Annotated in this window: 14 protein-coding genes; 4 read left to right on the top strand and 10 right to left on the bottom strand. The window is 30.0% G+C overall.

Annotated elements, in window-relative coordinates:
* Positions 1–228: 228 nt before the first annotated feature.
* From glmM to I2E83_RS15355, 3 genes are all read right to left on the bottom strand, one after another.
* Positions 229–1,572, bottom strand: coding sequence for a phosphoglucosamine mutase (gene glmM / locus I2E83_RS15365; protein ID WP_195264777.1), 1,344 nt, complete (start codon positions 1,570–1,572; stop codon positions 229–231).
* A 115-nt stretch (positions 1,573–1,687) separates the two neighbouring features.
* A complete protein-coding gene (locus I2E83_RS15360; RefSeq protein WP_195264775.1) occupies positions 1,688–1,987 on the bottom strand; it encodes a YerC/YecD family TrpR-related protein in 300 nt (99 codons plus the stop codon).
* A 94-nt stretch (positions 1,988–2,081) separates the two neighbouring features.
* Positions 2,082–2,915 (bottom strand): AIM24 family protein, encoded by an 834-nt coding sequence (locus tag I2E83_RS15355; RefSeq protein WP_195430762.1) that lies wholly within the window; start codon positions 2,913–2,915, stop codon positions 2,082–2,084.
* 144 nt (positions 2,916–3,059) lie between these two features.
* Here I2E83_RS15355 and I2E83_RS15350 point away from each other — a divergent pair, with 144 nt between their 5' ends.
* Together I2E83_RS15350 and I2E83_RS15345 are read left to right on the top strand one after the other, a co-directional pair.
* Positions 3,060–3,239 carry a hypothetical protein gene (locus I2E83_RS15350; RefSeq protein WP_195430760.1) on the top strand — a complete coding sequence of 60 codons (180 nt, stop codon included), beginning with the start codon at positions 3,060–3,062 and terminating at the stop codon, positions 3,237–3,239.
* Positions 3,240–3,650: 411 nt separating this feature from the next.
* A complete protein-coding gene (locus I2E83_RS15345; protein ID WP_195430758.1) occupies positions 3,651–4,781 on the top strand; it encodes a zinc-dependent alcohol dehydrogenase in 1,131 nt (376 codons plus the stop codon).
* 309 nt (positions 4,782–5,090) lie between these two features.
* Here I2E83_RS15345 and buk (I2E83_RS15340) read toward each other — a convergent pair whose 3' ends face one another.
* The 6 genes from buk (I2E83_RS15340) to cdaA form a co-directional block, all read right to left on the bottom strand.
* On the bottom strand, positions 5,091–6,161 hold the full coding sequence (gene buk / locus I2E83_RS15340) for a butyrate kinase (protein WP_195264768.1): 1,071 nt from the start codon (positions 6,159–6,161) through the stop codon (positions 5,091–5,093).
* A gap of 20 nt (positions 6,162–6,181) precedes the next feature.
* A complete protein-coding gene (gene buk / locus I2E83_RS15335) occupies positions 6,182–7,252 on the bottom strand; it encodes a butyrate kinase (RefSeq protein ID WP_195430756.1) in 1,071 nt (356 codons plus the stop codon).
* A 25-nt stretch (positions 7,253–7,277) separates the two neighbouring features.
* Positions 7,278–8,186 (bottom strand): phosphate butyryltransferase, encoded by a 909-nt coding sequence (ptb, locus tag I2E83_RS15330; protein ID WP_195430754.1) that lies wholly within the window; start codon positions 8,184–8,186, stop codon positions 7,278–7,280.
* Between the two features lie 224 nt (positions 8,187–8,410).
* Positions 8,411–10,012, bottom strand: coding sequence for an FAD-dependent protein (locus tag I2E83_RS15325; RefSeq protein ID WP_195264763.1), 1,602 nt, complete (start codon positions 10,010–10,012; stop codon positions 8,411–8,413).
* A gap of 324 nt (positions 10,013–10,336) precedes the next feature.
* Complete coding sequence (locus I2E83_RS15320; protein WP_195264761.1) at positions 10,337–11,608, bottom strand: CdaR family protein; 1,272 nt, start codon at positions 11,606–11,608, stop codon at positions 10,337–10,339.
* Positions 11,581–12,432: a diadenylate cyclase CdaA gene (gene cdaA / locus I2E83_RS15315; protein WP_195264759.1), complete on the bottom strand. Its 852-nt coding sequence runs from the start codon at positions 12,430–12,432 to the stop codon at positions 11,581–11,583. The genes I2E83_RS15320 and cdaA overlap by 28 nt, the downstream gene beginning before the upstream one ends.
* Before the next feature lie 152 nt (positions 12,433–12,584).
* Between cdaA and I2E83_RS15310 the strand changes: the two genes are divergently transcribed.
* Both I2E83_RS15310 and I2E83_RS15305 read left to right on the top strand, forming a co-directional pair.
* Positions 12,585–13,577: a hypothetical protein gene (locus I2E83_RS15310; protein ID WP_207733816.1), complete on the top strand. Its 993-nt coding sequence runs from the start codon at positions 12,585–12,587 to the stop codon at positions 13,575–13,577.
* Between the two features lie 68 nt (positions 13,578–13,645).
* Positions 13,646–14,227 carry a cell wall hydrolase gene (locus I2E83_RS15305; RefSeq protein WP_195264758.1) on the top strand — a complete coding sequence of 194 codons (582 nt, stop codon included), beginning with the start codon at positions 13,646–13,648 and terminating at the stop codon, positions 14,225–14,227.
* 187 nt (positions 14,228–14,414) lie between these two features.
* Here the strand turns inward: I2E83_RS15305 and iadA are convergent, their stop codons facing one another.
* Positions 14,415–15,587, bottom strand: a complete 1,173-nt coding sequence (iadA, locus tag I2E83_RS15300) for a beta-aspartyl-peptidase (protein ID WP_195264756.1) — start codon at positions 15,585–15,587, stop codon at positions 14,415–14,417.
* Positions 15,588–15,599: the final 12 nt, after the last annotated feature.

The raw sequence follows: 15,599 nt of genomic DNA, 5'->3' as shown, positions 1-15,599 counted from the left end.
CCCCTGTTCAATACAGAAATCATCTTCTTTGTGCATAACCCTTTTTTTATAATGTCCTTGACATAGGTATCAGTTTAAAACGTTAGCCCCTTGAAACTTGACTAAATTTGTAAAATAATTGTATATTTATAAAAAAAGAAACTCAGCTCTTCAGCTGAGTTTCTTCTTTAATTTCATGTACATTTGAAATTATAATTTCAAGCAGAATTTCATTTTTTCATTATTCTACTATATTTTGCTTAATATTAAATCTGCTAATCCATGCGCCATTTTATCTATTTCTTCTTGATTTTCCCCTTCTAGCATAACTCTAACTAGTGGTTCTGTACCTGAAGGTCTTATTAAAACTCTACCTGCACCATGTAGTGCTTCTTCTATCTTCTTTATTTCATTAACTATTTCTTCGTCTTCTAAGTATATATTTTTCTTTTCATTTGGAACTGTAGCATTAACTAAAACTTGAGGAAGCTCCTTCATTATTCCAGCTAATTCACTTAACGTTTTTCCACTTTTCTTTGCTATTGCAGCAACTTGAAGAGCTGTAACTAATCCATCACCAGTTGTATTATAATCTAAGAATATTATATGTCCTGATTGTTCTCCACCTAAAACATATCCATCCTTAACCATTTCTTCTAATACATATCTGTCTCCGACCTTAGTTTTTATAACATTGATACCTTCTCTTTTAGAAGCAATATCTAAACCAAGATTACTCATTACTGTAACAACTAAAGTATCATCTTTAAGCTTTCCTAAGTCTTTAAGATATTTTGCACATAGCATTAGTATGAAATCTCCATTTATAAGATTTCCTTTTTCATCTACTGCTAAACATCTATCTGCATCTCCATCAAAAGCAAATCCTAAATCACATTTTTTTCTTATAACATAATCTTGTAATTCTTCTGGATGTGTTGATCCACAGTTTTCATTTATATTTGTTCCATCTGGATTATCATTTATAACATAAACTTCTGCTCCAAGTTGTCTAAATGCCTTTACTGCCGCTTTGTAACATGCTCCATTAGCGCAATCTAAAGCTACTCTTAAACCTTTTAAATCTACTGGAATTGTTGATAATGCATAATCAGTATATTCATCAAGAGCTCCAACTTCAATTGATGATCTTCCTAAGTCATGTCCTGTTGGACTTGGTACTCCTTCAAATCCACTTTCTATAACTCTTTGAATTTCATCTTCTAATTCATCTTGTAATTTGTATCCTTTATTATCAAAAAACTTTATTCCATTATATTCTACAGGGTTATGTGATGCTGAAATCATTATACCTGCATCAGCATTATATTCTCTAATTAAGTGTGCTACTGCTGGAGTTGGAACCACGCCTAATATAACAGCTTCTGCTCCTACTGATAGTATTCCTGATACTAAAGCTGCTTCTAGCATATCTCCTGATATTCTTGTATCTTTAGCAACTAATATTTTTGGCTTGTGAGTTCCTTCTGTTAATACATAAGCTCCTGCTCTCCCTAAGCCATACGCTATTTCAGATGTTAATTCTGTATTGGCAATACCTCTAACTCCATCTGTCCCAAACATTCTACCCATATTTTTTACCTCACTTTTTCTATTGGTTTATTGGTTTTACATAATGTCCTAATAAATAGTATACATTCACAAATTATATATTACAACTTTATTATTATTACAACTTTATTATATTCTATTTTTCTTCTAATCTATCTAGAATTAAGTTATATCCTCCAGTACCATAATTCAAACATTTATTCACTCTACTTATAGTTGCTGTACTGGCTCCAGTTTCATCTGCAATTTCTGTATATACCTTCTTTTCCTTCAACATTTTTGCAACATGCATTCTCTGTGCTAGTGCCTTAAGCTCATTTATTGTTGCAACATCTTCAAAGAAATTATAGCAATCATCTATATTTTCTAACTTCAAAACAGCTTCAAAAAATAGATCTAGCTCTGGATTTTTAAGCTTGCTTTCTGCTTGACCCAAATATCTCACTCCTTGTTTTCTTTTGAATACTACTAATAAATTATACCTGTCTTTTTATTTGTTTACAACTTTATTGCCATAAAGCATTTTTTATCTAAATCTCTGTATTACTATCCCCATGTGGATATCTTAATTCCCTTAATCCCTTTTCCTTTAACTCATCATATATAGCTTTAGTTGGGACTAGCCATACTTCTCCTGTTCCTCTATATACATTAAGTAAACCTTCTCCATTGAGTGCAGTTCCTATTAATGTAGTTCCTGATTTTTCTACAGTAAATTCTATATTTGAACTTCTTAAAATAGCAAAGTTACCATCTACCTTTAAAGTATCTCTAAACATCTTACATCTTAATATTTCCTTATCTGGAACTGGTATTTCCAATACTACTATACCACTTCCACTTAATTTGGTTTGATATACTCCTTCATTTCCAAAAATTAATGAAGATACATTTTTATGAATTACAGGCTCTACTTCTACACTCTCTTCACATGCATAGAATAACCCATCATCAACAATTATTTCTTCGTCTTCCAATTCTATTAAAGTAAAATGTCCAAATGTGGGTTCTAAAAACACCTCACCACTTCCCCTAATAATTGGCTTAAACATTGATTCATTTGTTACCTTACTTGAAAAAAACTTTTTCCCAAGTCCTATAATTCCTCCAGTTTTATTTTCTATCTCTATATTCCCCTTCATATAACTTAGGGCTCCTGCTTCTATCTTAACTGAACTATCATCTAGTATTAATCTAATTTGTCTTAATTTTATTGATGATTTTTTCATAAAATCTAATTGTATTGATAAGTTTAAATCATCTGATCCCTCTAAATCATCATACTCTAAAATTTGAAATATTGTGTCACCTTTCATTTCTGAAACCATTGTCATCCTATTATTTGTATTAAATGAAGTTATCATAATATCTCCTCCTATATCTATATTTTACCATAATTTTATATTTTAAAACTACCTCGCACTTTAATGTATATTTGGTATGCAACTTTGGAAGAATTAATATATATCAATTAATTCAAAATTTTATTTAATTGTTGGAGGTGCTTTATGAAAGCAATTGTATATGAAGGTATTAGGGATACTAGAAATACAGCAGACATAATAACTCAAGGTACTACTCAAAATACTGGAAATGACCAATCTAATGCATTTGACAATCAAGACTACTCATCTAATATATTTAACGACAGAAAGGATACATATATAAAAATAATATTGAAACCATAAAATTTAGCAAAACTTATTTTAAGCTATTGAGTAACCGACCTCATATAATTTCATTGAATTAAAGTTAATAATTCTAACTTTAATTTAAAACTTAGTAAATATTGACTAAGGTAATAATATATATCCTTAGTCAATATTTTAATCATGTAATATAATTACCTTCTAACCTATTAATACTCAATCTATTTATACCACTCCTCTTCATTTATTCCTATTTCTATAAAATAAAACTTTTAAACCACACCTTATATATCTTTAATTTATCCTACTTTAGCAAAGATCTTAATTTTTTTATTAGAACCTAATAATACCTCTGAAATATGTAATCTCAATACCTTTCTTTATTTATCAAGTATATTATCTACAAAAACTTCTAAAACTATATCTAGTATAATTTTTTGGAGGTGTCTTATGAAGGCTATTGTTTATGAGGGTATTAGAGATGTTAGAGTCGAAAATGTTGAAGATCCTAAAATAGAACATAATGAAGATATTATAGTTAAGGTTACATCTACAGCAATATGTGGATCTGACCTTCATTTAATTCATGGCAGAGTTCCTAATCTTAGAAAGGGATCAGTTTTAGGGCATGAAACTATGGGAATAGTTGAAGAAGTAGGTAAAGATGTTAAAAAGATTAAAAAAGGTGATAGAGTTATTGTACCTTTCCCTGTTTCTTGCGGACATTGTTGGTATTGTGATCATGAATTATATTCACAATGTGATAATTCTAATCCCTATGGAGAAGTTGGAGGATTATTTGGATATAGTGATACCTTTGGTGGTTATGATGGAGGTCAAGCAGAATATTTAAGAGTTCCTTATGCTAATGTTGGGCCTACTATAATTCCTGAAGAACTTGAAGATGAACAAGTATTATTTTTAACTGATATATTACCAACATCTTACTGGGGTGTTGAAATGAGCGGTATGAAAAAAGGTGATACTGTCGTAGTTCTTGGATGTGGTCCAGTTGGACTTTTATCTATAAAATGGGCAATATTCAAAGGTGCAAAGAGAGTCATCGCTGTAGATTGTGTAGACTATAGATTAAATCATGCTAAAAGCTACAAGGGTGTAGAAACTGTTAATTTAGAAGATTATGATGATACTGGAGAATATCTAAAAGAATTAACTAATGGTGGTGCCGATGTTGTAATTGATTGTGTTGGCATGGATGGTAAAATGTCTACATTTGAAAAAGTGGAATCTATGCTAAAACTTCAAGGTGGCTCTAAATCTGCAATAGAAATTGCTAGTAGAGCTATTAGAAAATGTGGTACTGTCTCTATGGTTGGTGTTTATGGCGCTAGATATAACTTATTTCCACTTGGCGATTTCTTTTCTAGAAATGTAACTTTAAAAATGGGTCAATGCCCAGCTCAAGCATATGTTGATCCAATCTTAAAGCTTATACAAGAAGGTAAATTCGATGCTAGAGATATAATAACACACAAAATATCATTAAATGATGGTGAACATGCTTATGATATTTTTGATAATAAAAAAGACAACTGCATAAAAGTAATATTAAAACCTTAGTAGCATTTTACAGAGCAAAATAATGAAAAGTTAATGATGTTTTGCTTCTAAGTATTTCATTCCCCAATATTAATTTAAATTTAAAATATAAGTTGGCTAAGATAAATAGACTGTTAAATAAACATATAGCGAGCAATTAGAAGTACTTGGCGAAGGAAGAGGTACTAGGCCTTAGCGTTGTTGGTTTGTTTGAGCGTAGCGAGTTAACCAAAACTCTTGGCATAGTACATCTTACGAGCCTAGTACTTCTTTGCATAGCTATTTAGCTTATGGAACATATCTAGTTATCGTAGCCTTTATATTCTCAGTTTAAATGTATTCCTTAGCGTCTTCTTCTCCTGTCATTACTCTTATTGCTCCTTGTGCTAAGGCTAATAATTCATCTTCTCCTGGATAAACTACAATAGGTGCTATCCATCCTACTCTTTTCCTTAATTCATCTATAACTTTTTCTGAATAGGCTATTCCACCTGTAAATATTATTCTATCAACTTTTCCTTCTAAAACTGTTGCCATTTCTCCAATTGATTTTGAAATTTGATATATAAATGCATCAAAACAAACTTGAGCTTTCTTATCCCCTTCTGCTGCTAACTTTAGCACATCTCTAGCATCATTTGTATTTAAGTATGCTACAAACCCACCTTTTCCAACTGCCTTGCTATATACTTCTTGCTCTGTAAATTTTCCACTATAACACATTTTTATAAGAGCTCCTACTGGCAACGAACCTGCTCTTTCTGGTGAAAATGGGCCTTCTCCATCTAAGGCATTATTTACATCTACTACTTTTCCATTTTTATGAGCTCCTACTGAAACTCCGCCTCCCATATGAACAACTATTAGGTTTAAATCTGTATATTTAATTCCAGATTCCCTTGCATATCTTTTAGCTACAGCTTTTTGATTTAATGCATGAAACTTACTAACTCGTTCTAATTCAGGAACACCTGAAATTCTTGCAACTTCATTAAGTTCATCAACAACAACTGGATCTACTATGAAAGCTGGTATTTTCAGTTCATTACCTATTTGGTTTGCAATTATTCCTCCTAAATTTGAAGCATGCTGTCCTTGCACACCATCTTTTAAATCCTGAAGCATTTTTTCGTTAACTTTATAAGTACCACTTTCCATAGGCTTTAGCATCCCACCTCTACCTACTACTGCATTTAAAGTATTTATATCAAAGTTCTTTTCTTTTAATACATTCATTATAATGTCTCTTCTAAATTTAAATTGATCATATATTGTTTCATATTTTGATATTTCCTCTGATGAGTGTCTTAAAGTTTCCACTAATACTTCTTGTTCTCCATCATATACCCCTATTTTAGTTGATGTTGAACCTGGATTTATTATAAGTAATTTTAAAGCCATTTAAACGTCCTCCTAACTGCTTATTTATATTCTTTAGCTATCTCTTCTCCCCTCAAAACTCTTAAAGTTCCTTGAGCTAAAGCTAACAGCTCGTCTTCCCCTGGATAAACTGTGATTGGTGCTATAAAATCTACTTTAGTATTTAAATCAACTATAAGCTTTTTCCAATAAGCTATTCCACCTGTAACTATAATTCTATCTACTTTCCCTTCTAAAACTGTTGCCATTTCTCCTATTGATTTAGCAATTTGATAAACAAATGCATTATAATACTTTATAACATCCTCTCTTCCTTCATCTACCCAATTTTCTAATTCTCTAGCATCATTTGTATTTAAATATGCTACAAATCCGCCTTTTCCAACTATCTTGCTATATATTTCTTTTTCTGTATATTTACCACTAAAGCATAACTTTATTAATTCACCAATTGGAACACTTCCTGATCTTTCTGGTGAAAATGGTCCATCTCCATCTAAGGCATTATTTACATCTATTACTTTTCCATTTTTATGGGCTCCTACTGAAACTCCTCCCCCTAGATGTACTACTATTAAATTTAAGTTTTTATAACCTTTCCCGGACTCTATTCCATATCTTTTTGCAACTGCTTTTTGATTTAAAGCATGAAATTTACTAACTCTTGGTAATTCAGGTACTCCGGATATTCTTGCTACGTCTTCTAATTCATCAACAACTACTGGGTCAACTATATATGCTGGTACATTTAATTCTTTAGCAATTTCATTTGAAATTATTCCTCCTAAGTTAGAAGCATGTTGTCCTTGGACTCCAACTTTTAAATCTTCCAACATAAGATTATTTACTAAATATGTTCCGCCTTCCATTGGCTTTAGCATTCCGCCTCTACCAACGATTGCATTCAGGCTTTTTACGTCAATATTATTTTCCTCTAATGCCTTTATAATTATTTCTTTTCTAAATAGGAACTGATTATAAATGCTATCATATTTTCCTATTTCTTCTGCGGAATGTCTTAAGGTTTTAACAAAAACCTCTTTTTCATCTTGGTAAACACCAATTTTAGTTGAAGTTGATCCTGGATTGATAATTAATAGTTTATAAGACATAACAAAGTCTCCCCCATATTTTATATTATTTTTTTGCTTCTGCAACTAGTGCAGCTAACGCAATGGAGTGTACCTTTGTTTCAAAACTATCAGCTCTTGATGTCAAAATTACTGGTGCAGATGTTCCAACTAAAAGTCCTCCATTTCTTGATTTTGATGTATATGTTAATGTTTTGTACATAACATTTGCGCTTTCAATATTTGGAAGTAAAATTACATCTGCTTTTCCTGCTACTTTTCCTGTTATTCCTTTATGGTGGGCGGCTTCTTCTGATAAAGCATTATCTAAAGCTAAAGGCCCATCCACTATACAACCCTTAATTTGTCCTCTATCATTCATCTTTGATAATAATGATGCATCTATTGTTGCTGGCATATCTGGATTAACTACCTCTACTGCACATACTGGAGCCACTTTTGGAAGTTCTATTCCACAAGCATGTGCAACCTCTACTGCATTGTTTAATATTTGAACCTTTGCTTTTAAATCTGGATAAGTATTAAATGCTGCATCTGTTAATAAAATTAATCTATCTATCCCTTCTATTTCAAACACCGCTACATGAGACATAAGCTTTCCTGTTCTTAGGCCAACTTCCTTATTAAGAACACTTCTTAAAAATGTTGCTGTATCTACTAATCCTTTCATGACCATATCAGCTTCACCAGATGATACTAATCTTATTGCTTCTAAAGCAGCTTTATTTACATTTGTCTCATTTACAATTTCAAATTGTGTAAGATCCATATCAATCCTATCAGCTATTTCATTTATTTTTACTGAATCACCAACTAGAATTGCATCTGCTATTCCCCTTTCTTTAGCAGCTTTAATTGCTTCTAATACTGGTTCATCTTGTGCTACTGCTACTGCAACTTTCTTCTTAGCACAACCATTGACCTTTTTTAATAAGTCATCAAAATTCTTACTCATTTCAGCACCCCTCATTTAATAGTGTAAGTTTTTTTATAATCAAGTATTATTCTAATAATTAAGAATTTTCTTTCTTTAATATTTATTATAATCCCTAATTAATATTTATACACTATAATTTTGTGAAATTTATATCAATTGTTGATATAATTTACAAATATTTCCCTTTATATTGTAGCAAAAAAAATTCTGAAAACTTAAATTTTCAGAATTTTCTTTAATATTTATTTCATTGGTTTATATTCTTGAATTATTTTCTCTGCAACCTTTAATCCATCAACTGCAGCTGATATTATACCACCTGCAAATCCAGCTCCCTCTCCTGCTGGGAATAGCCCATTCATAGATATGCTTTGTAAGTTTTCATCTCTTGTCATTCTAACTGGAGCAGATGTTCTTGTCTCTATTCCTGTTAAAATTGAGTCATAGTTTCCATATCCCTTTATCTTTTTATCAAAATCAACTATACCTTCTTTTAGCGCTTCTATTACATAATCAGGAAGACACTCTCTTAAATCTTTAAATACATATCCTGCTGTATAACTAGGAGTAACAGAGCCAAGCTTTGTACTAACTTTATCTTGCATAAAATCTCCAACTAATTGTACTGGAGCCTTATACTTTCCTCCTCCCAACTTATATGCTAAGCTTTCATAATGTCTTTGGAATTCCATTCCTCTAAGTGGTGAATCTCCTTCAAAGTCTTCTGGTCCTACAGTTACAACTAAAGCTGAGTTTGCATTAGCTAAATCTCTAGCATGATAACTCATACCATTTGATACTAATCTCTCATTTTCTGATGCTGCTGCAACTACAACCCCACCTGGACACATACAAAATGAATATACAGCTCTCTTTAACTTTTCACTTTGATATGTTAACCTATATTCAGCTGCCTTAAGCTTTGGATGCTGATACATATCTCCATATTGACTTTTATTTATAAGTTCTTGTGGATGTTCTATTCTAACACCAATTGCAAAAGCTTTAGGTTGCATAAATACATCTCTTTTATGTAACATTTCATATGTATCTCTTGAACTGTGTCCTATTGCAATAATAAGATTTTCACATTCTATTTCTTTGCCATTTACTATAATAGATTTTACTCTACCATCTTCGCTTTTTATATCTTCTAATTTAGATGAAAATAAAACTTCTCCACCTAATTCCTTTATTTTTTCTCTGATGTTTTTTACTACACCCTTTAGAAGGTCTGTTCCAACGTGAGGTTTTGCTACATAAGTAATTTCTTCTGGTGCTCCTGCTCTAACTAACTCTCTTAAAACATAATCACATCTTGTATCTTTTATTCTTGTTGTTAACTTACCATCTGAAAAAGCTCCAGCTCCACCTTCTCCAAATTGAACATTAGACTCTGTATTTAATTCACCTGTTTTCCAAAAGTTATCAACAGTCTCTGTTCTTTTATCCACATCTTCTCCACGTTCTATCACCAATGGTTTATATCCTTTTTCTGCTAGTAATAATGCAGCGAATATTCCTGCTGGTCCAAATCCAACTACTACTGGTCTATTTTTCAGCTCCTTATCCCCTGAAACTATTTCTGCATTATAAGAAGGTGCTTCAAACTTTACATCTTTATCTTTTAATCTGTTAACTAATTTTTCTTCATTTTTGTGTTCTACTTCTACACAATATATGTACTTTATATCATTTTTCTTTCTTGCATCTAGGCTTTCTTTTATTATTTTAATATTTTTTATTTCTGATTCAGAAATCTTTAACTTCTTAGAAACCCTTTTAATCAATGTGTCTTTATCTTCATCTATCTTTAAAGCTATATTATTAACTCTAATGGACATATTATAATCCCCTTTCTATTAGTCACTCTTATATATCAAAGCTTTATTGTACCTTATATATAATTTAAATTAAACATTCATTAGATTGCACCTTATTTTAACATAAATTTATTATTAGTAGTATTATTTTTATATGTATTATTTTCTACTATTTTCTTATATTAAATAATCTATATCATCTAATTTTATAAATAACTTTAGATAAAAAGTAAATAGCCATATATCTTAATAATTTTATCTTCACTTAATATTAGTGAGAACTTATATCTTTTTTAATAAATAAAAAAAGATCCATAGAAATACCTATGCATCTTTTCACTTGAATTACTCATTATTATTGCTATTATTAACATTATTATTAGTTTCAGGTGGCTTTTGAGCAACTTGTTTTGCTACTGTAAATGCAACATTTTCAACAGAAACTACACTGAAGTTCTCATTTAAACCTTGAAGTGTAACTTTAGGCTCTTGTTCAAAGCTTCCATCTTCCTTAAATGAACTTACATCTATAGAAGCTTTTATATTTTCTTCAGTTACATTTCCTATTTCATCTTCATAACCACTTATAGTCACCTTTATGGTATCTTTAGTTGGTGTAATTTTTACGCCTTCACTTTCCCCTGTTATACTATATTTCACATTAAAATCCTTAGTAGCAAATCTTATTACATTAACTTTAACTGTAATATAATCTTCCCCTTGAGATATTCTTAATCCTTCTGGAACTACTATCCCAAGCGATACATCTTTACTTTCATTTACTGAACTTAAATCTAGAGGAGTTGAATTTACTTCACTTATTGTATCTAATATCTCCTTAGGCCCTAAAATTTCCACAAACTTTTTATTGCTTTCCATGGACTTTAGTTTAAGTCCATTAGGTAACTTTCCTGTAGTTACTACATTTACTTTTACAGATTTACCTTTACTAACTCTTATTTCAACATTAGCAAATTTTTCTGAAAGCAAAACTCCTTCAACCGCGTTTCCATTTTCATCTAATGGTTTTATATCATAACTGCCTACTACATTTTCAAAAACATCCTCTTTATTATCTGAGACAACTAAATTTGATACCTTTGAAACAACTGATTCAGCTCCCGTTACCTTAACTTCTTTTGGTTCTATAGTTGCCTCTGATGCAAAATATCCTTGTCTTGGTGTAACTTTAATATTTGAGGTTATCGGCATAGTTTTTTCTACCATATCTTCTATCTTAACCGATACTGTCAGTGTATTAGTATTTCTTATACTTACCGTAATCGGATAATCTACTATAGATACAGGAACTTTATTTTCTCCCTTTTTCCAAGCATATTCACTTAAATCAACTTGAACTTTAAAGTCACTTTTTTTTATTTTATTTATGTCACTTGTATTTCCTTCAACTTTTAAAGTTACATATAATTCCTGATTTGGTGTTAATGCTAATTTTGAGCTAGTTAAAGCTTCTGTATTAATTAATTCAACTGGTATCTTACTTATTTCTGTAGTTCTTATTTTATTTTCTACATTGGTTACATAAACCCATAAGCCTATAGATAATAAAAGGCATATTACTGGTATTATTAATCTACTTTTTTCCTTCTTATCCAAGCTTTCACCCTCTCCCCAGCTGATTTAACATTCTTCTTATCATTATGTTGCATCATTTTAAGTAAAATTACTCTTAATTTTTCTCTATCATAATTTCTTGTTAATCTACCATTTATGGCTAAAGAGATTATCCCAGTTTCTTCAGATACTACTAAAACTATAGAATCCGAAACTTCTGATAAACCTATTGCTGCTCTATGCCTTGTTCCAAGCTTTTTATTTATTGTATTATTATTTGTAAGTGGAAGTACACATCCTGATGCTAATATTCTATCTTTTCTTATTATAGTAGCACCATCATGTAATGGTGTATTAACAACAAATATATTTTCTAGTAAATTTGAAGTTACTTTTGCATCTAAAATAGTTCCAGAATTAAGTATTTCTCCTAATCTGGTCGCCTGTTCTATAACTATTAATGCACCCGTTTTTGTTTCTGCTAAGTTTCCAACTGCATTAATTATTTCATTTACAGTTAAGTTTCTTTCTTCTTCATCTTGAATATTGTGTAATTCTTCAAAAGCACTTCTTCCTATGTGCTCTAATGCTCTTCTTATCTCTGGTTGAAATATTATAACAACAGATAAAAGACCAATGGTCAATGTCTTATTTAAAATGAAGTTTAGCATTTCTAGTTTTAAGACATAACTTATAGGTATCAATGCCACCATAAGTATAATACCCTTCAAAAGTTGTTCTGCCCTTGTTTCTTTTATTAGTATATATCCTTTATAGAATATATAGGCAACTACTAATATATCTAAAACTGCAAATATAGATATATTTTTTAGAGTGTTTGTTATAACTGTACTAATCTCCTGCATAAAGGGCACCCCCCTAATTTTCATATACTATTAATTATACACCAATAAGTAAATTCTTAGTATAATATTTAAAATTTTTTTAATTCTATAATATTTTTCACTTTACTGTAATATAAATTTATGTAAAGAAATTTATATGGGGTGATAAAATTATGAAAGAAAAACTTAGTACTTTGTTCAAGGATCATAAAAATTTAACGGTATTCATAATATCGCTACTGTTACTCTTATCATTTTCAATGTTTTTTATCATATATAACTCAGATTCCAATAGAGCTAAAAGAACTCTAAAAAGTATTGGTAATGAATTAAATACTGTAAATACAAATCTTGAATCAGGTATAAAAGATTTAACTATTGATACAACTAAATCCTACGACCTTTTAGTATCTGGATCAAATAAACTAAAAGAATTATTAAATTTAACTTCTCAAGTCGAAGATACTGATTCTGAAATTTCATCTATAAAAAATGATTTAAGCAATGCTATAAGCTCTACTATATCCTTATATGATAATTGTATTAATATTCTCTCTAATCCTAAGGACATAACGTCTAGTGCTGATTTAGATAACTTTAATTCCTTTAAAGAAATTTGCCTAAAAGATTATTCTATTTTAGCACAAGACAAAATTAATATAGATTTTTCTAATGATACATTACAATTTTTTGATAATACTTATAATTATTTGAATACTATAATTAAGGTTAATAGAGATTCTGAGTTTCAAAATACGCAACAACGAGAATTTTTTCTTCGTCTTGATTCATTTAATTCAGAATTTAACTCATTAAATGAAGATTTAATGCCTGCTATCAATAAAATAAGAGAAGACAAAAGAGATTTACAGGTTATAGTTGAGGATTTATATAGCAAGGAAAAATCTTATGAAAATTTGAAATCTAAAATTATATCTATGTCTATTCCAGATGGATGCATGGATATATATGATGCTTTAGATGAATATTTTAATATGTACTATATCTATTTAAAATCTATTAAAGAAGCTGTTATATACGAGAAAACTTGTTCAGATATAGATAAGTTCTCTAAAGAAATTAACAAAAATTATAAGAATGCTACTTCTAAAAGAAATGATGTAATAGATGCTTATTCTAATTACAAAAATATTCTGGAAAAATAATGTGTATTAAATTTTTCCTTTTGGAAATAATAATTTTGGATTATATATTATCCAAAAGGAGGTTATTTATGAAATATTTAAAAACAATACCTATTTTATTTTTAACCTTTTTATTTTCAGCAGAAATACCTGTGTTTGCTTATAAAAATGTTAGTTTAGTAGGTAATTCTAACAGTTCAATAAGCACTAATTTAAATGGAGAAGTAAATAGTACTATAATAAATATGCCAAAAGAAAATGTGATTGAGGTTTTCAATTACAATGACAACATACTATATTTAACAGAAGATGACGTAAATTTGATGGCTAAAATCGTTTATGCTGAAAGTAAAGGTGAACCCTATGAGGGTAAAGTTGCAGTTGCATCGGTTATTTTAAATAGGGTATTAAGTCCAGGATTTCCAAATAGCATTAGTGAGGTTATATTTCAACCTAAGGCATTCTCTTGTGTAGTAGATGGTCAAATATCTGTTACCCCAACTGAAGAATGTTATAATGCAGTTTATGAGGCTATAAAAGGTAATGATCCTACAAATGAAGCATTATTCTTTTATAATCCTGCTATAGCTACTTGCTCCTGGATGCAAGATGTTGAAAAAGCTGATAGTAAATCTATTGGCCAACACTTATTTTTCAAAACAAAATATTAAAAAGATCATAGGAATGTCGAAAGACATTCCTACTAGTTTATAATTTTAAATATAAAACTTATGCTTATTATATTAAGTTTTCAAACTATTAGCCTATATTAATAATAAAAAAAGAAATTCAGCAAAAGCTGAATTTCCAACTCAATTATCCATTTTCAATTGTTAATAATTATTTATTAATTATTTATTATTCAAATGTTCCCTTCACTACTGGTTTCCCATTTTGAATCATTATTTTTCCCATAGCTATAACAGTATCTATTTCTAATGAACTTTCATCTACTAAAACTAAATCAGCATCTTTTCCCTTTTCTATTGCTCCCTTATTTGAAAGTTTTAATATACTTGCAACATTAGATGTTATAACTTTAATAGCATCTTCAATTTTTATATTATATGTTTTTATAGCTTCTCTTACTTCTCCATATAAAGTTGATACTGCACAAATACCTACTTTACTTAAGCTTCCATCCTTATCGAATATAGGCATACTTCCATTTCCATCTGAAGAAAATGTAACATGTGATAAATCAACGTTATTATTAAGCAAAATACTTAATCCTTCACTTGCTCTAAGCTCACCTGGTTCTAAACAACTAGGATCTGAACTTGTAGTAAGATCTATAAACCCACCCTTGCTTACATATTCTTCTCCGGCCTCAAATAATTCTTTATTTCTATTAATATGAGTTGGAAGCAATTGTGTTGCTGGAATTTCTGTTTCCTCAATTAACTTAAATAAATAATTTAACTTTCTATCTCCATTACCTAAATGGATATTTACTATTCCTGATTTTCCAGCTAATAATCCTCCAACTCTAGCTTGAGCTACTGTTTGAGCAAATTGTGTAAATGTAGCTTGAGAACTTCTATTATCAGAAATAGCTACTTCTCCTACTCCTATAATCTTATCAACCAGCATTATATCTCCCTTTATACTATTAGTTAAAGTTTTTACTGGTATTTCATATGAACCTGTATAGCAATATGTAGTTAGACCCTCTTCTTCTAGAGCCCTTGCCTTAGCTATCAAGCTGGCCATATCTCTACAAATTCCATCTGTTCCTATGCACCCAACAACTGTTGTTATACCAGCAGTTGTTAAGTCTGTTAATTTTATTTCTGGAGTCCTAGTCTTAAAACTTCCTTCTCCACCAGCACCATTAATATGAACGTGACAATCAATAAAGCCAGGAAAAAGTAATTTTCCTGCTCCATTTATAATCTTTATATCTATAAAATCCTTAGGAATCTTTAGATTTTCATATATCCCTTCAATTTTAGTTGATGATATTACTACATCTTTTTCTCCTTGGTATTCTGGAGAATAAACCTTAATTCCCTTTATTACCGTTATCATCTACGTCACTCC

It is taken from the genome of Clostridium sp. D46t1_190503_E9 (genome assembly GCF_015555225.1).
GTDB lineage: Bacteria > Bacillota > Clostridia > Clostridiales > Clostridiaceae > Clostridium.
The sequence above is the reverse complement of the archived record's forward strand: the minus strand, read 5'-3'. Positions and strand labels throughout refer to the sequence as shown.